Origin of the sequence: Hyalangium sp., assembly GCF_045802625.1 — a bacterium.
Taxonomy (GTDB): domain Bacteria; phylum Myxococcota; class Myxococcia; order Myxococcales; family Myxococcaceae; genus Hyalangium.
Genome location: NZ_JBJMQP010000124.1, coordinates 1 through 18,574, shown reverse-complemented (window position 1 = coordinate 18,574; position 18,574 = coordinate 1). Strand labels below are relative to the sequence as shown.

The 18,574-nt window shown below is 68.9% G+C and carries 17 protein-coding genes and 1 pseudogene; 8 read left to right on the top strand and 10 right to left on the bottom strand.

Translation table 11 applies throughout. The features are described from left to right. The first annotated feature begins 32 nt into the window (after positions 1-32). Positions 33-1,469 carry a hypothetical protein gene (locus ACJ8AT_RS23410; protein ID WP_407740045.1) on the top strand — a complete coding sequence of 479 codons (1,437 nt, stop codon included), beginning with the start codon at positions 33-35 and terminating at the stop codon, positions 1,467-1,469. 53 nt (positions 1,470-1,522) lie between these two features. Here the strand turns inward: ACJ8AT_RS23410 and ACJ8AT_RS23405 are convergent, their stop codons facing one another. Beyond that, complete coding sequence (locus tag ACJ8AT_RS23405; protein ID WP_407740044.1) at positions 1,523-2,899, bottom strand: L-serine ammonia-lyase; 1,377 nt, start codon at positions 2,897-2,899, stop codon at positions 1,523-1,525. Positions 2,900-2,998: 99 nt separating this feature from the next. Next, a complete protein-coding gene (locus ACJ8AT_RS23400; protein ID WP_407740043.1) occupies positions 2,999-3,769 on the bottom strand; it encodes a 3-hydroxybutyrate dehydrogenase in 771 nt (256 codons plus the stop codon). 62 nt (positions 3,770-3,831) lie between these two features. Between ACJ8AT_RS23400 and ACJ8AT_RS23395 the strand changes: the two genes are divergently transcribed. After that, the gene (locus tag ACJ8AT_RS23395) at positions 3,832-5,349 is read left to right on the top strand and encodes an acyl-CoA synthetase (protein WP_407740042.1); all 1,518 of its coding nucleotides are present in this window, start codon (positions 3,832-3,834) and stop codon (positions 5,347-5,349) included. Positions 5,350-5,370: 21 nt separating this feature from the next. Here ACJ8AT_RS23395 and ACJ8AT_RS23390 read toward each other — a convergent pair whose 3' ends face one another. After that, complete coding sequence (locus ACJ8AT_RS23390) at positions 5,371-7,050, bottom strand: methyl-accepting chemotaxis protein (protein ID WP_407740041.1); 1,680 nt, start codon at positions 7,048-7,050, stop codon at positions 5,371-5,373. Positions 7,051-7,554: 504 nt separating this feature from the next. On the opposite strand from ACJ8AT_RS23390, the gene ACJ8AT_RS23385 reads away from it, so the two are divergent. Beyond that, positions 7,555-7,926: a helix-turn-helix transcriptional regulator gene (locus tag ACJ8AT_RS23385; protein ID WP_407740040.1), complete on the top strand. Its 372-nt coding sequence runs from the start codon at positions 7,555-7,557 to the stop codon at positions 7,924-7,926. A gap of 9 nt (positions 7,927-7,935) precedes the next feature. Here the strand turns inward: ACJ8AT_RS23385 and ACJ8AT_RS23380 are convergent, their stop codons facing one another. The 6 genes and pseudogenes from ACJ8AT_RS23380 to ACJ8AT_RS23355 form a co-directional block, all read right to left on the bottom strand. Continuing rightward, the gene (locus tag ACJ8AT_RS23380) at positions 7,936-9,468 is read right to left on the bottom strand and encodes a response regulator (RefSeq protein WP_407740039.1); all 1,533 of its coding nucleotides are present in this window, start codon (positions 9,466-9,468) and stop codon (positions 7,936-7,938) included. Further along, positions 9,461-11,509, bottom strand: a complete 2,049-nt coding sequence (locus ACJ8AT_RS23375; protein WP_407740037.1) for an ATP-binding protein — start codon at positions 11,507-11,509, stop codon at positions 9,461-9,463. Before ACJ8AT_RS23375 ends, ACJ8AT_RS23380 begins: the two co-directional genes overlap by 8 nt. Next, positions 11,506-12,216 carry a hypothetical protein gene (locus tag ACJ8AT_RS23370; protein WP_407740036.1) on the bottom strand — a complete coding sequence of 237 codons (711 nt, stop codon included), beginning with the start codon at positions 12,214-12,216 and terminating at the stop codon, positions 11,506-11,508. The genes ACJ8AT_RS23375 and ACJ8AT_RS23370 overlap by 4 nt, the downstream gene beginning before the upstream one ends. Positions 12,217-12,222: 6 nt before the next feature. Next, positions 12,223-12,540 (bottom strand): B12-binding domain-containing protein, encoded by a 318-nt coding sequence (locus ACJ8AT_RS23365; protein WP_407740035.1) that lies wholly within the window; start codon positions 12,538-12,540, stop codon positions 12,223-12,225. Between the two features lie 76 nt (positions 12,541-12,616). Next, positions 12,617-12,670, bottom strand: a pseudogene (locus tag ACJ8AT_RS23360) (hypothetical protein); the annotation flags it as partial. Positions 12,671-12,933: 263 nt separating this feature from the next. Continuing rightward, a complete protein-coding gene (locus tag ACJ8AT_RS23355; RefSeq protein WP_407740034.1) occupies positions 12,934-13,221 on the bottom strand; it encodes a type II toxin-antitoxin system RelE family toxin in 288 nt (95 codons plus the stop codon). Positions 13,222-13,428: 207 nt separating this feature from the next. On the opposite strand from ACJ8AT_RS23355, the gene ACJ8AT_RS23350 reads away from it, so the two are divergent. After that, positions 13,429-13,905: a sensor histidine kinase gene (locus tag ACJ8AT_RS23350; RefSeq protein WP_407740033.1), complete on the top strand. Its 477-nt coding sequence runs from the start codon at positions 13,429-13,431 to the stop codon at positions 13,903-13,905. Then, positions 13,902-14,267 (top strand): response regulator, encoded by a 366-nt coding sequence (locus ACJ8AT_RS23345; RefSeq protein WP_407740032.1) that lies wholly within the window; start codon positions 13,902-13,904, stop codon positions 14,265-14,267. The genes ACJ8AT_RS23350 and ACJ8AT_RS23345 overlap by 4 nt, the downstream gene beginning before the upstream one ends. Here the strand turns inward: ACJ8AT_RS23345 and ACJ8AT_RS23340 are convergent. Then, positions 14,245-15,048, bottom strand: coding sequence for a GNAT family N-acetyltransferase (locus ACJ8AT_RS23340; RefSeq protein ID WP_407740031.1), 804 nt, complete (start codon positions 15,046-15,048; stop codon positions 14,245-14,247). The genes ACJ8AT_RS23345 and ACJ8AT_RS23340 overlap by 23 nt on opposite strands. Before the next feature lie 69 nt (positions 15,049-15,117). On the opposite strand from ACJ8AT_RS23340, the gene ACJ8AT_RS23335 reads away from it, so the two are divergent. The 3 genes from ACJ8AT_RS23335 (at position 15,118) to ACJ8AT_RS23325 (ending at position 18,465) form a co-directional block, all read left to right on the top strand. Continuing rightward, positions 15,118-15,576, top strand: coding sequence for a hypothetical protein (locus tag ACJ8AT_RS23335; RefSeq protein WP_407740030.1), 459 nt, complete (start codon positions 15,118-15,120; stop codon positions 15,574-15,576). Positions 15,577-15,746: 170 nt separating this feature from the next. Further along, positions 15,747-18,200, top strand: coding sequence for a DNA topoisomerase (ATP-hydrolyzing) subunit B (gene gyrB / locus ACJ8AT_RS23330; RefSeq protein WP_407740029.1), 2,454 nt, complete (start codon positions 15,747-15,749; stop codon positions 18,198-18,200). Between the two features lie 82 nt (positions 18,201-18,282). After that, positions 18,283-18,465 carry an FMN-binding negative transcriptional regulator gene (locus ACJ8AT_RS23325; RefSeq protein ID WP_407740028.1) on the top strand — a complete coding sequence of 61 codons (183 nt, stop codon included), beginning with the start codon at positions 18,283-18,285 and terminating at the stop codon, positions 18,463-18,465. The last annotated feature ends 109 nt before the right edge of the window (positions 18,466-18,574 follow it).

The following is an 18,574-nucleotide window of genomic DNA, read 5'->3' as shown; positions in this document are numbered from 1 at the left end:
TCTCCCTCCTCCTCATGCGCAAGCACCTCTCCATGAAGCGACTCTCCGTGTTCTTCATCGCGGCCTTGTCTGCCGCACCGGCGTGGGCCCAGACCGCGGGCGCGAGCCCCTCGGAGGCTCCTCCGGCCTCCGCTCCCGCGAGCGGGACAGCGGCCTCCACTCCCGAGGGCACGGCCGCGCCCGAGGCCTCCGGTCAGCCCACGACGGCGGTACCCGCGGAGTCCTCTCCCGCGGACGCGCGGGCGAAGGCCGCGGCAGCGGGCGCGGGCAAGTCAGAGCTGCTGACGCCTCCGGCGCTTCCTCCCAGCAAGCCGCGCCTGGCCTTCGGGGATGACACCTTCTACGTCAAGCCCATCCTGGCCATCGCGGGCGGGCTGGACGCGGAGCAGCTCATCCAGACGCTCAACAAGAACCGAGAGAGCCGCACGACGACGGTGGCGCTCACGCGCTTCGGCCTGGAGGGCAAGCTGGGCACCTACGTGTCCTTCCGCAGCGAGTTCGAGCGCAACCTCCGCGCGCACGGCTCGGGTGTGTGGGAGGGCACGGCCTCCTTGAGCGTGAGAGACCAGTACCTGCGCCTGCAGCGCTGGGATGCCACCGTGGACGCGGGCATCGTCACGGATCCGGGCAGCGTGGACTTCATCTCCATCCACATCGCGGACGTGCTGCTGGCGGACAAGTACACGAGAGATCCGCTGCTCTACAGCGGCTTCAATCGCGGCCAGGGCGTCCAGGCGTCGTACCAGTGGAAGGGGCTGCGCGCCGGGTTGAACTTCGTCGCCGCCAACCCGCTGAGCACCTCCGCCTCCTTCCAGGTGGGCGGCACCTTCGGTGGTGGCAGCCGTCTGTGGGAGCGGCCCCTGGGCAATTTCCGCATCGGCCAGCCGGATGATGACCTGCACTTCCAGATGCTCAGCCCGTCGCTCATGTACACGCACGAGCTGTTCGAGGCCAAGGCCGAGGTGCAGGCGTTCGACGTGAACTACCAGACCAACTCGCGGACGGATCCGCACATCAAGGGCTACAACGTGCGCGGCAACCTGCTGGGCAAGCTGCGCGTGGATCCGGGCCTCCCGCTGCTCATCACTCCGTTCATCAACTATGCGCGCGTCGAGAACGATGTGACCAACAGCACTGCCGGCTTCGCCGACCAGCTGCTGGAGACGAAGTACCTCGCCAACACCTTCTCCGCGGGCCTGGACGTGAACGTGAAGGGCCGCTCGGGCGTGGGCTTCGAGGTCGCGCGTGTGTCGGACCGCTCGCCCAGCTTCATTGCCCCCTCGGGCAGCACTCCCGCCAGCGAGCCTGTCACCCACACCCTCCAGACGTACATCAACGTGGGTGCCACGTGGTGGCTCACCGATGAGGTGGCGCTCGGCGCGCGCTACGCGCACTACCAGAAGAAGCAGACGGCCATCGAGGATGAGCTCGATGCCTCCTACTTCCTCACGCTGCGCATGCTGCTGTAGACGGCTCGAGGCCTGAGGCGGGTGAAGGGCTTCGGCTCTTCACCCTGGCTCGCTCAGCACTCGATGATGTTGACGGCGAGGCCGCCGCGCGCCGTCTCCTTGTACTTGGTCTTCATGTCAGCGCCCGTCTCGCGCATGGTCTTGATGACCTTGTCCAGCGAGACCTTATGCGAGCCGTCCCCGCGCAGCGCCAGCCGCGCCGCGTTGATGGCCTTCACCGCGCCCATGGCGTTGCGCTCGATGCAGGGCACCTGGACCAAGCCGCCGACCGGATCACACGTCAGCCCCAGGTTGTGCTCCATGCCGATCTCGGCGGCGTTCTCGACCTGCTCGGGGGTGCCGCCGAGGACTTCGGTCAGACCGGCGGCGGCCATGGAGCAGGCCACGCCCACCTCGCCCTGGCAGCCGACCTCGGCGCCCGAGATGGAGGCGTTCTCCTTGTAGAGGATGCCGATGGCCGCGGAGGTGAGCAGGAAGCGGATGGCGCCGTCCTCGTCCGCTCCGGCGACGTGGCGCATGTAGTAGTGCAGCACGGCCGGGATGACGCCTGCCGCTCCGTTGGTGGGGGCCGTCACCACGCGCCCGCCCGCGGCGTTCTCCTCGTTCACCGCCAGGGCGTAGAGGTCGACCCAGTCCATGACCAGCAGCGGATCTCCTCCCGCCTGCGTGTCCGTCTTCAGCTTGCGAAACAGCGCCGGAGCACGGCGGACCACCTTGAGCCCGCCGGGCAGGATGCCCTCGCGCTCGCAGCCGCGCTTGACGCACGCCTCCATGGTCTTCCAGATGGTGAGCAGGCCCTCGCGTACCTGGTTCTCGGGACGCCAGGCCTTCTCGTTCTCCAACATGAGCGTCGAGATCGATAGGCCGTTCATCTTGCACTGGCCCAGGAGCTCGCCGCCGCTCTTGAAGGGGTAGGGTAGGGGCTTCTTGTCCTCCATGAAGGGCAGCTCGGCGCTGACGTCGTCGTTGACCACGAAGCCGCCGCCCACCGAGTAGTAGACCCGGGAGAGCAGCTCCTTGCGCTCGGCGTCGAAGGCGGAGAAGCGCATGCCGTTCGGGTGCTTGGGCAGCGACGCCCGCTTGTGCAGGACGATGTCCTCCCCATCATTGAAGGTGATGGGCTGGCGGCCCAGCAGGCGCAGGCTGCGCTCGGAGTGCACGCGCTCGAGGGTCGCGGGGATGGCGTCCGTATCCACCTGATCAGGCAGCTCGCCCTGGAGGCCAAGGATCACCGCCTTGGGGCTGCCGTGCCCCTTGCCTGTCGCTCCGAGGGAGCCGAACAGCTCCGCCTTGATGGAGGCCGTACGCCCGAGCAGCTCGGTATCCGCCAGGGCCTCGGCGAAGCGCCGGGCGGCCCGCATGGGCCCCACGGTGTGTGAGGAGGACGGGCCAATACCGATCTTGAAGAGTTCGAAGGAGCTGACAGCCATGAAGGAGGGGTGCTCGGGGTGAAGGGGTGCCGCAGGTAACATGAGAGCTGAAGAGCCCTCATCCTGCTGGAGACGGACAGCGAGGAGGGCAGCAGGCGCTCAGCGCGCCGTCCAGCCGCAGTCCATGACCTGGGCGGCTCCGGTGATGCCTCGCGCCGCCTCCGAGCACAGGAACGTCACGTAGGCAGCCACCTCGCTCGGCTCCAGCAGCCGCTTCACCGCCGCGGGCGCGAGCATGATCTTCTCCACCACTTCGGTCTCCGAGATGCCGTGCACCCGGGCCTGGTCCGCGATCTGCTTCTCCACCAGGGGCGTGCGCACGTAGCTGGGGCACACCGCGTTCACTGTCACGCCCTTCTCCGCGGCCTCCAGCGCCACCGTCTTCGTCAGCCCCATCAGCCCGTGCTTCGCCGAGATGTAGGCGGACTTGTAGGGCGAGGCCACCAACCCGTGCAGCGAGGAGATGTTGATGATGCGCCCCCAGCCCCGGGCGTACATCAAGGGCAGCCCGTAGCGCGTCAGCAGGAACGGGCCGATGAGCATGACGCGGATGAGGTGCTCCCAGCGGTCCTCCGGGAACTCCTCCACCGGCGACACGTGCTGCAGCCCGGCGTTGTTGATGAGGATGTCCAGCCGCCCCCACTCCTTCTCCGCTCGGGCGACCAGGGCGCGGCAGTCCTCTCGCGAGGCCATGTCCGCCCGCTGGAACACCGCGTTGGGCAGGGCCAGTGCCTCGGCCTGGCCTCGTGTCTCGTCGATGTCCGCCATCAGCACCCGGACGCCCTGGGCGCTCAGCGCCTGCGCCACCGCCAGGCCGATGCCGTTCGCCGCCCCCGTCACCAGTGCGCACTTTTCCGACAGTTCTCCCATGTGCCTCCCTCGATGTTCGACATGGTGGAGCAAGCCACCGCGAAGTTCTACCCTCCTGAGCGATGCCCATCGTTCATGACTGGCTGGCCCGGCGCGCGCAGCTCTCGCCCGATCGTGTCGCGCTCATTGATGCCATCAGCGGCGACCGCCGCATCACCTGGCGCGAGTGGAACGCCGCCGCCAACCGCACTGCGCGCCTGCTCCACGACACTCTCGGGGTGAGGCGGGGCGACCGCGTCGCGGTGCTCGCGATGAACTGCGTGGAGTTCCTGGACGTGGTCTTCGCCTGCGCCAAGCTGGGCGCCATCCTCCAGCCGCTCAACTGGCGCCTGAGCGCCGAGGAGCTCAAGGGACTGTTCGCGGACGCCGAGCCCGTGGTCCTCATCTACGGCCCCGACTTTCAGGCGCAGGTGGAGGCCTTGCGCCCGCACGCTCGCAGCGTGCGCCACGTGGTGCCGCTGGTGGATTCGCCCGCGCGAGCCGCCTCGGAGGTGCTCTTCGCCGCTCGGGACGCGCTGCCGGACACGCCGCTGCCGCCCGTGGAGCTGGAGGCGAGCGACCCGTGGGTGCTCTGCTACACGGGGGGCAGCACCGGCCTGCCCAAGGCCGCCATCCTCACCTACGGCTCCATCACCGCCAACGCGGCCAACACCGTGGTGAGCTGGGGGCTCACCGCGGACGATGTGGCGCTGCTCAACGCGCCGCTCTTCCACACCGGCGGTCTCAACGTCTTCACCACGCCGCTGGTGTACGTGGGCGGTACGTCCGTGGTGTGCCGTGGCTTCGAGGTGGAGCAGGTGTTCGACCGGATCCACCGCGGCGAGGTGAGCCTCTTCTTCGGTGTGCCCACCATGTTCATCGAGATGCAGCGCCACCCACGCTTCCACACGGTGGACTTCTCGCGGCTCAAGCTGCTCATCAGCGGCGGAGCGCCGTGCCCCGCGCCCGTCTTCGAGCGCTTCTTCGCTCGAGGGGTGGCCTTCAAGACGGGCTATGGCCTCACCGAGGCGGGGCCCAACAACTTCTGGCTGCCTCCTGGGGAAGTGCAGCGCAAGCCGGGAGCCGTTGGCGTGCCCCTCTTCCACGTCGAGGTGCGGCTGGACGGAGGAGGCGACGTGGGCGAGCTGCTCCTGCGAGGGCCGCACGTATGCGCCGGCTACTGGCGCCGCCCCGAGGAGACCGCGAAAACCCTGGCGGGCGGGTGGCTGCACACGGGAGACCTGGCCGAGCGCGACGCGGACGGCTGCTACCGCATCGTCGGCCGAGTGAAGGAGCTCATCATCTCTGGCGGAGAGAACATCTACCCCGCCGAGGTGGAGAGCGTGCTCGCCGGACACCCGGACGTCGCGGAGGTGGCCATCATTGGCGTGCCGGACCCGAAGTGGGGCGAGGTGCCGCGAGCCCTCGTTGTTGCCCGCCCGGGCACTTCGCTCACCGGCGAGGCGCTGCTGGCGTACTGCCAGGGGAGGCTGGCCCGCTACAAGACGCCCAAGACCGTGCGCTTCGTGGAGGCCCTGCCGCGCACCGCCGCGGGCAAGGTGGACCGGCGCGAGCTGACGGCTCGGCACGGCTCACCCTGAGCCCGGGCTCTCCCCGCCGGTTCAAGCCTCCGGAGCCGGAGCAGGCGGCGCTTCCTGCAGCCGAGCCTGGGGCGTGAAGCGCGCCGCCAGCGACCACAGCTGCTGCGCCTGCGCGTGCAGGTCCACCACCGACTGGGCGATCTGCTCCACCCCGGTGACGGCGATCAGCGAGCTGTGAGACAGCGACTTGATGCGCTCGGCGATGAGCTCTCCGGAGCTGGACTGCCGCGAGCCATCCACGGCCAGCTGCCCCACGCGCAGGTGGATCTCCCGGGCTCCGGTGACGATGCGCGCCAGCGCCTCCGCCGTGGTGGACGAGAGCTGCATGCCCTCCTCCACCCGCGTGGTGCCCTGCCGCATCAGCGCCGCCGCCATCGAGGTGTCCTCCTGGTTCTTCTTCAGCAGGTGTTCGATCTGCTCCACCGCCTCGCGCGAGCGGTGGGCCAGCTTGCGCACCTCGTTGGCCACCACGCCGAAGCCCTTGCCGTGCTCGCCCGCCCGCGCCGCCTCGATGGCCGTGTTGACGGCCAGCACGTTCGTCTCGTTGGACACGTCCTGGATGAGCTGGAGCATCTGCGCCACCGCCGCGCCGGAGGTCTGCAGCCGCACCACCATCTCCTCCGACTTCTGCACCACCTCGACGATCTCGGAGATCTTCCGCGAGGCGTGCTTCACCGCCTCGCCTCCCTCCTCCGCCACCCGGCCATTGCTGGCGGCCACCTCCGCGGTGCTCAGCGCCTGGTCGGCATCCTGCGAGAGGCCGCGGCTCATCTGCTGCACGGACTCGGCGAGCTGCTGGAGCTGCTCGGACTGCTCGCGCGTGGCCCTGGAGAGCGCCTCCGAGGAGCGCCGGATGCGCTCCGCGTCCGCCACCGTGGAGACCGCCACATCCGCCAGCCCCTTCACCATCTCCTGGACACCGTGCACCATGGTGTTGAAGGCCTGCCCCAGCTTGCCCAGCTCGTCCTCGGAGTCCACGCGCACCTTGGCGCTCAGGTCTCCCTGCTCCACGCGGCGCGTCGCCTCGGCCAGCTCGCGCACCGGCTTCACCACCGAGCGAGAGAAGGCCGTGCCCACCAGCAGCGCCAGGATCAACGCCACGCACACCGCCAGCAACAGGCGCTGCTGAAGCCCCAGCACCTCCCGGTCGATGTCCTCCACGTACACGCCCGTGCCCACCACCCAGCCCCACGGAGCGAAGAGCTTCACGTAGGACTCCTTGGGCAGCGGCGTCGTCTCGCCGGGGCGCGTCGCCAGATAGGAGATGACGCCCTCGCCTCGCTCTCGCGCCAGCTTGACGATCTCCACGAAGACGGCCTTGCCGTCCGCGTCCCGGTACCCCGTCAGGTCCTTGCCCAGCATGGCCGGCAGGTACGGGTGCATCACCAGCCGCGTCGACAGGTCATTCACCCAGAAGTACTCGACGCCGCCGTAGCGCAGCAGTTGCAGCTGCCGCGCCGCCTCGGCCTGGGCCTGCTCCGTGGTCAGCTCCCCGGCACGCACCCGCGCCTCGAAGGACTCGAGGAGGCTGTACGCCGTCTCCACCACCTGCCGCAGGGAGCGTGTCCGGTCTTCGTCGAGCTGGGCCCGTATCGCGGGGAGCGCGTACAGGGGCTGCAACAGGAGCAGCGGCAGGGCCACCACTCCCATAGCGATGTACAACTTCGTCAGCAGACTGCGGTGTCTCAGTGCCAGCGCCATCACCCCCAAGACTAGGGCACTCTGGCCCCGAGAGGGTGCTCGCTTGGCCGTCCGCCGTGGCTTCCGGGGCAGCCGTGGGGGCCCTCCGGGGCGCTCCCTTGACCGGCCCGTGCTTTTTGCCGCTGCGCCACGGGCAACCTCCAGGGTTGGATTTCGGTTCAGGACCTCTCTGGAGCGGGCCGCGGATTCCACCGAAGTGGAGCCCGGGGCACCGCCGTGAGCGCCGGAGCCGGCGCGGAGGGCCCGGGGCCCGGGTGATCAGAGCAAGACTCGGCTCCGAGGGAAATCCGCCTCATGGAGGCTGATCAGCAGGTGTCCTACACCGTAGGGCGCGGGGACCCGACTTGACGAGTCTTGCATAGAGTGCTGGCGCCGCGGTGCGCCATCCTGTTGGAGTTCACGACCTGCCAGGTGAAGACGCGCAGATCTACCCGGCAAGTTCTGTCTGTCTGCCTCCATACGTCCTAAGCCGTCAACCGCACCTTTCGGGTCGGGCTAGGAAGCATGGACAAAAAACTCGCATCGACAATCGGCGCTGCGGCGCGTGCCGCCCGGATGCGCCTGGAGCTCACGCAAGCAGACGTGGCGGAGCGCATCGACGTGGCGACGGAGGTGTACGGTCGTCTCGAGCGCGGAGGCATGCTGCCCAGTGTGCAGACGCTGCTCAAGCTCTGCCACGAGCTGAATGTCTCCTCGGACGAGCTGCTCGGCCTGTCGCAGCACGCGCCCAGCCCCCGCGGCGGCTCCTCGGCGGAGGCGCACTCGGCTCCCAGCGAGCGGCCGGAGATTCGCCGGTTGCTGCGCAGCCTGCGCCAGTTGGATCCCTCTCACATCAAGCTGCTCGGGCTCGTCGCCAAGGCGCTGCTGCGGCGCTGAGCCGCCTCCTCAGAGCTCGGTGAGCAGCCGGTCCAGCTCATCCGGCTTCACGGGCTTGACCAGGTGGTGGTCGAAGCCCGCCTGAAGGGCGCGGTGCCGGTCCTCGGGCCCGCCATAGCCGGTGATGGCCACCAGCCGGATCTCCTCGCCCACCCGCGCACGCAGCTCCTGCGCCACGCGGTAGCCATCCAGCCCTGGCAGGCCGATGTCCACCAGCGCCAGGTCCGGCCGGGCCTGAAGCGCCATCGCCACTCCGCCCATCCCGTCCTGGGCCACCTCCACCTGATGGCCCCACAGCTCCAGCAGGTCCTTGAGCGCCTGGCGCGCGTCCGAGTTGTCCTCCACCAGGAGGATGCGGCGGTGGCGTGGGCGCTCGTCCAGGCAGAGGGGGCCCCGGGCCAGCGCTGGCATGGAGGCGGCCATGGGGAGCTTCACCACGAACTCGCTGCCGCGGCCCGGCCCCGCGCTGTGGGCCGAGATGCTGCCGCCGTGCAGCTCCACCAGGTTGCGCACCAGCGTGAGGCCAATGCCCAGGCCCCCGCGCGAGCGCTCGAGGGACTCGTCCGCCTGGGAGAACAGCTCGAAGATGGAGGGCAGCTTGTGCGCGGGGATGCCAATGCCCGTGTCCTGGAGGCGCACCACCGCGCGGGCGCCTCCGCCCGAGCCCTCCTGGAGGACGCGCAGGGAGATGGAGCCACCGGCGTCCGTGTACTTGGTGGCGTTGTCCAGCAGGTTCATGAAGACCTGCTCCAGCCGGGTGGCGTCCGCGTTCAGCCAGAGGGGGCTGTCCGGCAGGTGGCTCTCCAGCCGGAGCTGCCGCCCCTCGGCCACCGGGCGTATGAGGACGAGCACCTGCTGGAGCACCCCGCACAAGTCCAACCGCTCGCGGCGCAGCTCCACCTTGCCCCGGGTGATGCGGCTGACGTCCAGCAGATCATCCACCAGCCGCGCCAGGTGGTGCGTCTGCCGCTGGATGATGGAGCGCATGCGCGACTCCTTCGCATCCTCCGTGGGCTTGCGCTCCAGGATGCCGATGGCCGTCATGATGGCGGCCAGGGGGTTGCGCAGCTCGTGCGCGAGCATGGCGAGGAACTCGTCCTTGCGGCGGTCCGCGTCCGTGAGCTGGTCGGCGCGCTGGCGCAGCTCCCGCTCGGCGCGGCGCAGGCGCAGCAGGCTCTTCACCATGGCGATGAGCTCGGCGGGCTCGAAGGGCTCGGTGAGGTAGGCGTCCGCGCCGCTGTCCAGGCCCAGCACCCGCTTGTCCGCGGTGACGAAGGTGGCCGAGGTGTGCATCACCGCGATGGAGGCCGTGTCCGGGTGGGAGCGCAGCCGCGCGGCCACCTCGTAGCCGCTGAGGTCCGGCAGCTTCACGTCCAGGACGATGAGGTCCGGCCGCAGCTGCGAGGCCAGCCGGAGCGCCTCACCACCCGTGGCGGCCTCGAGGACGCGGTGGCCCGCCAGCTCCAGGATGCGGCTGGCCGTGTAGCGGCTGGCTTCGTCGTCGTTGACGACGAGGACGGTGGCAAGCAGGGGCTCAACCACGGCGGGCCTCCCGCTCCTCCACGCGCGAGCCCAGGCCCGCCTTGTTCAAGGCGTCGCGAATGCGGGCAATGGCCACCTCGCGGCTGAGGGTGTGCTTGGCCAGGATGGCCGCCGTCTCGTGGGCCAGCCGGGTGCGCTCGTCCTCCTTCAGCTCATGCGCCGTCTGCAGGATGACGGGGATCTCCCGCGTGCGCGGATCCGCCTTCAGCTCATCCAGCACGTCGAAGGCCGTCATATCCTGGAGGAGGAAGTCCAGGAAGATGAGGTGCGGGGCCTTCTCGCGGGCCAGCCGGATGCCCTCTTGTCCGCCGGTGGCCTCTGTCAGCACATACGGCGTGTCCTTGAGCAGGTGCTTCAACACGTAACGGTGTACCTCGTCGTCGTCGATGATGAGGATGCGCTCCACGGGGCCGCGGTGTGAGAGCTCTCCCAGCTTGCGCAGCAATTGGGTGGCCTCCACCGGCTTGAGCCAGAACTCGTCCGCGCCCAGGGCGCGCGCCTTCTGCTCGCGGTCGGTGATGGTGACGACGAGGATGGGGATGTCCCGGGTGTCCTCCTTCGTCTTCATCTCCGCCAGGAAGTTCCAGCTCGTCTCTCCCTCCAGCATCACGTCCAGCACCATGGCGGCCGGGCGCACGCGCTGGACGGTGCGGCGCGCGTCCTCCACGGTGCGCACCGCCATTACCTGGAAGCCGGAGCGCTCCAGGTACTTCTCATAGAGGAACAGCGTCTGCCGGTCGTCCTCCAGCACCAGCACGGGGGCCTTGGCCGGATCCAGGTGCTGGCTGCGCTCGGTGAGGCCGACCATCTCCCGCACCTCCGAGTGCACCCGGGGGATGGTGACGGTGAAGGTGGAGCCCTGGCCCGGCGTGCTCCGCACGGTGAGCACACCGCCCAGCATCTCCGCGAGGCGGCGGGCCAGCGGCAGGCCCAGGCCCGTGCCCTTCACCTTCTTGTGCAGGGGCGTGTCCACCTGGATGAACTCCTCGAAGACGCGCTCCTGGTACTCCGGGGGGATGCCGATGCCGGTGTCCTTCACGGAGAAGGACACGGTGTCGCGCGGGCCCGGCACCACGCTGACGGTGATGCTGCCCTGCTCGGTGAACTTCACCGCGTTGGACACCAGGTTGCGCAGCACCTGGCTGAGCTTGGCCTCGTCCGTCTCCAGCTCCAGCCCCTCGGGCGCGTCCGGGAAGACCAGCTCCACCTGCGCCTCCGGCGGCAGCAGCGGCCGCATCATCCCGCGCAGCGCCCGCAGGAACTCGGCCGCCGTGAAGCGGGTGTGGCGCAGCACCGCCTTGCCGGCCTCCACCTTGGACAAGTCCAGCAAGTCATTGACCAGCTCGTAGAGGGCCTCGGCCGAGGTGCGGATGAACTGCACCTGCTTCTCCTGCTCCGAGGAGAGCGGGCCGTTGAGCGGGTTGAGCAGCACCTTGGACAGCCCGAGGATGGAGTGCAGCGGGGTGCGGAACTCGTGGCTGACGTTGGCCACCACGCGGCTCTTCACCTCCGCGGCGCGCTGGAGGCTCTCGGCCTTCTCGTCCAGCGCGGCGTGGAGGCTGCGCACCCCGCGGTTGGACTCCTCCAGGTCGCTGTTGAGGCGCCGCAGCTCCTCGGCGCGGCGGTGGAGCTCCCGCTGCTGGCGCTCCGTCTCGCGGTGGAGCGCGGCCAGCTCGCTCAGGGTGGAGCTCACCTGGGCCAGCGCCGCGCCGTAGTCCTCGGGTACCAGGCTGCCCACCAGCACCAGGTGCCCCTCCTGGGGCCGGGCATTGAAGGCGAACGTGGTGGGCCGCTCGCCCTTGCAGCAGAGGATGAGCTCCCACCCATCCACGCGCTCGTCCCGGGCCCGCAGCAGCAGCCGGTCCACCTTCTCCTCGCTGCCCTGGGCCGCCAGGGTGCGCAGCTGCTGCCCGGGCTGGGCGCAGAGAAGCGTCTCGGCCCGCGGGTCCGCCCAGACAATGGTGCCCGCGGAGTCACAGACGAGCACTACCTCCCGGCTCAGCGTGTCGAACTCGCGCGTGGCGAAGGGGGCCGTCATCATGCGTGCTGCTCCTTGGAGGTCCGTGCCGAGGTGAACACGGCCTTCACCTTGTCCTGGCCCGGGAGGGTGGCCTCCAGCGCCGCCTCCAGCGCCGCCTCCAGCCGGGAGAGGGTCAGCCCTCCCAGCTCACGCCGAGGCCAGAAGCCCTGGTACCACTCGAGGTGCCGTGCGAAGAGAGCCGCGCGCTCCAGGTTGAGCGCGTCCGCCAGATAGGAGAGGTGCAGCAGCAGCTCCTCCTCCAGCCGCGGGTGGAGCGCGGCCGGCACCTCCGAGCGCAGCGCCTGCGCGGCGTGGCGGGCCAGCTCCGGGGCCCGCTCCTGAAGGGTGCGCGCCGGTTCGGTCGTGTAGCGCAGCGCCTCGCGCGCGGCCTGGGCATAGGCCTGCGCGGGAGAGTCCGAGCCGAAGCCCTCGGTGGCCAGCGCCGCCTGGAGCCCGGCGAAGTTCTGGTCCAGGTGGAGCGTGCACATGCCGCGCGACACGAGCACCATGCGCAGCCACGAGGCGTAGCCCTCCTGCACCGAGGGGCGCTGCTCCGTCAGCGCCTGCACCAGGTAGCGCACGTGGAACTGCGCGTCCTCGCCGCCGAAGCGACGGGCCCGCTCGGCGCCGTAGCGCGCCTCCCAGAACGGATCCTGGTACATCCAATCGACGGAGGCCGAGGCAAGGCGCGCTGCGCGCTCTTCGAGCTGGCGGGCGAGGATTTCCATGGGGGATCAAACTCCGAGGAGCCGGCAAGCGGAGGCGACCAGTTCGCGGGCGTCCCTTCCATGGAAGGAGACGTTCAAGTCGTTCTCCAGGCCAGGGACCCAGTTGAAGGCCAGCCCGCCTACCGCGATGCGAAGCTGAGGGAAGGCCGAGCGCACCTGGTCCACGGCCGCGCGCAGGGCCGGCAGGTGGTAGGTCATCGTCACCGAGAGCGCGAGCAGGTCCGGTGTCTGCTCTCGCACCATGTGCACCAGGTGCGCGGTGGGGACGTTGGCGCCGAGGAAGCGCACCTCGAAGCCCGCCATCTCCAGGAAGTCGCTGGCCATGCGCGCGCCCACTTCGTGGCACGGAGATGCGGTTCTCCTGCCAGAGCTGGCCAATCTCGTACTGCGCCGGCTGGATGACCTTGAGGTGGATGTCCTGCAAGGGAATGCCCTGCAGCAGCCCATCATCCACGAGCAGGCGCAGGGCTTCCCGGCGATTGCCCGAGAGCTGGGCGGCGAGGTAGCGCTGACGCAGCGCGGAGAAACCATCGGTGTCTCCAGAGGGGTGTTCGAGCACGGAGAGCACGTTAGGAGGTCCCTACTCTCCTGATTAAGAGCTTCCGGGTGGAGTTTCATTCATGAACAGTCGTGAGGCGAGAATCCCCGGCCTGCACGGGGACTCCGTGGCTGCTCGGGTGTTGGGGTGAGGAGGGAGGGCGAGCCCGTGGGAAGAGCCTAGCGCCCGGAGTCCGGACTCTTGGCACCGCCAGTGACGTGCCGCAGCGTCAGGGTGCGCGTCTTGTCATCCCGCTCGCAGGAGATGACGAGCGAGTCGATGGTGAAGGTGATCTCGGACGGTGTCTCGTCCGCCAGAGGCTCGTGCCGCCCCTGCTGTGCCAGCTGATCCAACGCCTCCTGGAGCGCCTGAAACGTGGTGCTGGGGAGCCGGCCAATCTCCTGCCAGGCCTCAGGGCTGAAGGTGACGCGGTAGGCGCCCGCGACTCTGGAGTGTTGACGAAACATATCGAAACCAGGTCCACGCTTTGCGAGCCGCGTGCCAACCCGATGCCCCCAGAGGACGGGGACTTAAGGAGTCCTCCGCAGCCCAGCCTGAAGAAATGACAGCCCTTCTGTTGAAGGAAATACAGAGGCGCGCCATCTATCTCATGTCTGGCGGCCGGAGCGGGACGACCTTGCGCTTCACCCTGGAGGAGGCACGCCAGCGGGCAGATGCTGCTTCAGCCCGAGCGCGTGGACCTGGAGGAGCTGGTGGCGGACGTGGTGGACCGGCACTCGGCGGAGGCGCAGGGGGCGCGGTGTGAGGTGCGGCTCGAGGCCACCTCCGGTCTGATCGGCCACTGGGATAGGCTGCGCGTGGAGCAGGCGGTGTCGAGCCTGCTGAACAATGCTTTCAAGTTCGGCTCCGGGCAGCCAGTGGAGGTCTCAGTGACAGGCGCGGCAGGCAGGGGACGCGTGGAGGTGCGGGACCGGGGCATCGGGATTCCGCCCGAGCAGCTCGAGCGCATCTTCGAGCGCTTCGAGCGCGCCGTCTCCTCGCGCTCCTACGGGGGCCTGGGGCTGGGGCTGTACCTGGCGCGGCGCGCGGCGGAGGCTCACGGTGGGCAGCTCTGGGCCCAGGCCCGGCCCGGCGGAGGCGCCACCTTCACCCTGGAGCTGCCCCTGGAGACGGCGGAGGTGCACGCATGACGGCTCGACCGCTGCTGGTGGTGGACGACGACGCGGACCTGCGCGAGGCCATCACGGACGTGCTGCGTGATGCGGGCTACGAGGTGATCGTCGCGAGCAACGGCCGGCATGCGCTGGAGGTGCTGGCCCAGGCCGCCCCGCTGCCCGGGCTGGTGCTGCTGGATATGATGATGCCCGTGCTGGATGGCGCGGGCTTCCTGGCCGAGGTGCGGGGACACCCGCGGTTTGGAGGCATCCCCGTGGTCGTCTTCTCCGCCAGCGCCCACCCCAACCTGCAAGGGCTCGGCGCCAAGGGCTGGGTCCGCAAGCCGGTGGATCTGGACGCGCTCTTGGAGGTCGTCAGCCAGCACGCGCAGCGCTGAGGCGGCAGACCCAGTTCACCCAGGAGCCCAGGTCCCTCATGCCCACGCGCCGGTAGACGCCATAGCCCAGCTCGGTGGCCTGGAGCACGGCGACGGTGCGGCCCCGGTGGTGCGCGTCCAGGAGCAGGCCCCGCATCACCTCGGTGGCCAGCCCTCGGCCTCGCGCGGCGGTGAGCGTGGCCACCAGGTAGAGGCCGGCGACGTCCCCCACGTCGTGGGCCAGGCCGCCCGCGAGGAGCTGCCCGTGCTCCCGCACGCCTCGAATGTGGATGTGGGGGAAGGACTCGGAGTGCCACGGCTGCAGGTGGATGGAGGTGCCAGGGCCGAAGGCCTCCACGTTGACGGGGATCAGCTCCTCCTGCGTCCGCAGCTCCTCCAGTGCAATGCCCGGAGGCACCAGCTCGGCGTCCCCGAGGCTCATGCCCATGGCGGTGGTGCCGCCTCCCTCGGGCCGATAGCCGGCGCGGGCCAGGGGCTGCTCGACGGTGGAGTGGCCCGGGGGCACCAGCACGCGCCAGAGCCGGACGCCGTGGCTCCGATAGAAGTCCTCGAGGCGCGGGAGCGCGGCCTCCAGTGCCCCGGCGTCCTCGAAGAAGACCTGCTGCTGAGAGACTGTCTCGGGGTGGCTGGGCTGGGCAAAGGCCCACAGGCCCGGCAGGCCCAGGTGGCGCAGGGCGCCGCGAGCCGTCTGGAACTGCTTGTAGGCCACGATGTTGGCGCGCAGGTGCGTGGAGAGCTCGGCGTCCGTCACATCTACCAGGGTAGGCCGAGTGCGCCTCATGGAGAACAACCCTTCGGTGAAAGTCCCCGCTCCCGGTGCCAGGGCGGTTAGGTTCAGGGCGGCTCATCTATGGACTCGCGCTTCTTCGCCTTCAATCCCCGCCCCACCCGCATCGCCCTTTTTCTGGGGGCGTGCGTGCTCGCGGTGCTCACCGCGTGGGCCCTGGCGGCCGCTCGCCAGGCCACCGAGCCCTTTGCCGAGGCCCGCGCCGGCATCACCGCCGGGCTGATGCTCCTGTTCCTCTACGCCTTCCACCGGCTGCGGCCCCGGCCCGACTGGGGCGTCACCTTGGGCACCCTGGGTGTGAAGGTGGCCCGGCCCTTCAGCAACGCCCCACCCATGGAGTTGACGTGGGCGCAGCTCGGCGCCGTGCGCCGGCTCGGCCGCAAGGGGGACGTGCTGGGGCTCTTCTTCAACGAGCAGGGGCGGTTGCTCGTTCCCCGGCATCTCTTTGCCCGCAGAGCTGTTTTTGATGAGCTGGTTTCAGCACTGGAGGAGCGGCTTCCACCCCCTCGCCATGACGCCTGAACGGCGGGTGGAACAGGCCCTTACCGGGGCTGAAACGGTGAGCAGGCGACTGAACGACTTTTCTGAATATTTCCGCTGCTTTGCATCAGGCCGTCCTCCTTGTCGGAGGGGGCCCGAGGTGATAGGCACACACCCTGATCCAAGGCAGCTTTCCGAAGGAAAAATCTCGCATGGAAAAGACCCCCGCAACCGGTGCTTCCGTGGCGCCGCTGCCAGTGGAGTATGGGGCCGAGAGCATCACCAAGCTCGAGGGCCGGGAGGCAGTCCGCAAGCGCCCTGGCATGTACATCGGCGACACCATGACGTACGGGCTGCACAAGCTCGTGTACGAGGTGGTGGACAACGCGGTGGACGAGGCGCTGGCGGGCTACTGCACGGACGTTGACGTCATCATCCACGTGGATGGCTCGCTGAGCGTCCAGGACAACGGCCGTGGGATTCCGGTGGGGCCGCACCCGGATCCGAAGTTCAAGGACAAGGACACGGTGGACGTGGTGCTGACCGAGCTGCACGCGGGCAGCAAGTTCGGCAACGGCGCCTACAAAGTCTCGGGCGGCCTGCACGGCGTGGGCGTCACGTGCGTGAACTTCCTGTCCGAGTGGCTCAAGGTGCGCATCCAGCGCAACGGCAAGGTGTACGAGCAGAGCTACAGCCGGGGCATTCAGGACGGGAAGGTGAAGGAAGTTGGAACCACGGACAAGCGGGGCACGCTGGTGTGGTTCAAGCCGGATCCCGAGGTGATGGAGGCCCGGGACTTCGACTTCGAGACGCTGAGCCAGCGCCTGCGCGAGCTGGCGTTCTTGAACGCGGGCCTGCGCATCACCATCTGCGACGAGCGCACGAACAAGGAGCATGAGTTCAAGTTCGAAGGCGGCATCGTCTCGTTCGTGGAGTACCTGAACAAGTCGAAGCAGGCGCTGCACGACAAGCCCATCTTCTTCCGCGCGGAGAAGGAGGGGGTGACGCTGGAGCTGGCCATGCAGTGGAACGATGGCTACGACGAGCGCATCTACACCTTCGCCAACAACATCAACACGCACGAGGGCGGCAGCCACCTGTCGGGCTTCAAGGCGGCGCTGACGCGCACGGTGAACAGCTACGCGGAGAAGAGCGGGCTGTGGAAGGACTTGAAGGAGACGCCCACGGGCGAGGACGCACGCGAGGGCCTGGCGGCGGTCATCTCCGTGAAGCTGCCCAACCCCCAGTTCGAGGGGCAGACGAAGACGAAGCTGGGCAACAGTGAAATCAAGGGTCTGGTCGAGCAGATGGTGAATGATCAGCTCGCCACGTACCTGGAAGAGAACCCGGTCAACGGCAAGAAGGTGGTGGCGAAGATCGGCGACGCATGCCGGGCGCGCATCGCGGCGCGCAAGGCGCGCGAGACGGTGCGGCGCAAGGGCATCCTGGACGGGGGCAGCCTGCCGGGCAAGCTGGCCGACTGCCAGAGTAGGGATCCCAGTGAGAGCGAGCTCTACATCGTCGAGGGTGACTCGGCAGGTGGCTCGGCGAAGCAGGGCAGAGACAGGCGCAACCAGGCCATCCTCCCGCTGCGCGGAAAGATTTTGAACGTGGAGAAGGCGCGCTTCGAGAAGATGCTGACGAGCGCGGAGATCGTCACGCTGATTACGGCGCTGGGCACGGGGATTGGGGCGGAGGACTACGATCCGGACAAGGCGCGCTACCACCGCATCATCCTGATGACGGACGCCGACGTGGACGGCAGCCACATCCGCACGCTGCTGTTGACGTTCTTCTACCGGCAGATGCGCGAGCTGCTGGAGCGCGGCTACCTCTACATCGCGCAGCCGCCGCTCTACAAAGTGACGCGCAACAAGAAGGACATGTACGTCAAGGACGAGCGGGCGCTGAACGAGTTCCTGCTGCGCAGCGCCTCGGAGCACTCGCGGGTGGTGACGCCGGCCGGGGAGCTGGGCGGCAGCGAGCTGAAGGCGCTGCTGGAGAAGGTCATCACCTACGAGGAGAGGCTGGGGAAGCAGGCCAAGCGCCGGGACGCGCGGGTGGTGGACGCGCTGGTGCAGGCGGCGCGGGTGACGGCGGAGACGCTGCAGGACGAGGCGGCGCTGGGAATGGAGGTGGAGCGGATGTACAGCTACTTCCGCACGCGGATGCCGGACGTGCTGGGCCGGGTGAAGCACGAGCGCCGGGATGATCCGGAGCACCACACGAAGAAGCTGGTGTTCCACACCGAGATCAACGGGAGCATGCGGGAGACGGTGTTGGATCACGCGTTCCTGTCGTCTCCGGAGTACCTGGAGCTGGTGGGGCTGCGAGGGGCGTTCGCCTCGTTGGGCCGGCCGCCGTACACGGTGAAGCTGGAGAGCGGAGAGCTGACGGTGTACTCGGTGCAGGAGGTGTTGGCGGCGGTGCGCAAGGACGCGCAGAAGGGGCTGGGGCTGCAGCGGTACAAGGGGCTGGGCGAGATGAACCCGGAGCAGCTCTGGGACACGACGATGAACCCGGCCACGCGGACGCTCTTGCAGGTGCAGCTCAAGGACGCGGTGGAGAGCGACGAGATCTTCTCGCTGCTGATGGGCGAGGCGGTCGAGCCGCGGCGCGAGTTCATCGAGCGCAACGCGCTGGACGTGCAGAACCTGGACATCTGAGCCGGTTCGCGCTCCCGGCTTGAAGAGGCTGGGAGGGCTACCGGGTTGACGGCGAGGGAGGCTTGGGGCACGTCGGTGTCCCATGTACCTCCCGCGTCTGTTTCAGGAGCAGGACTCCGAGCGCCTCTTCGCCTTCATGCGGCGCTACAGCTTCGCCACGCTCGTCACGGTGACGCCCCGCTGCTGGGCGGCACCTCGAACAGCACCGTCATCAGCTACGACGTGGCGGGCGACAAGCTGGCCCTCCACAAGAAGCGCTCCCTGACCCTCTTCTTCCCCCTGGATCAGGACTACACGGAGATCGTCAACGGCAACCTGGGCTACCTGAACGGCACCGAGAGCCTCTTTGGCGCGCCCGGCGGTCCGCTGCTCTC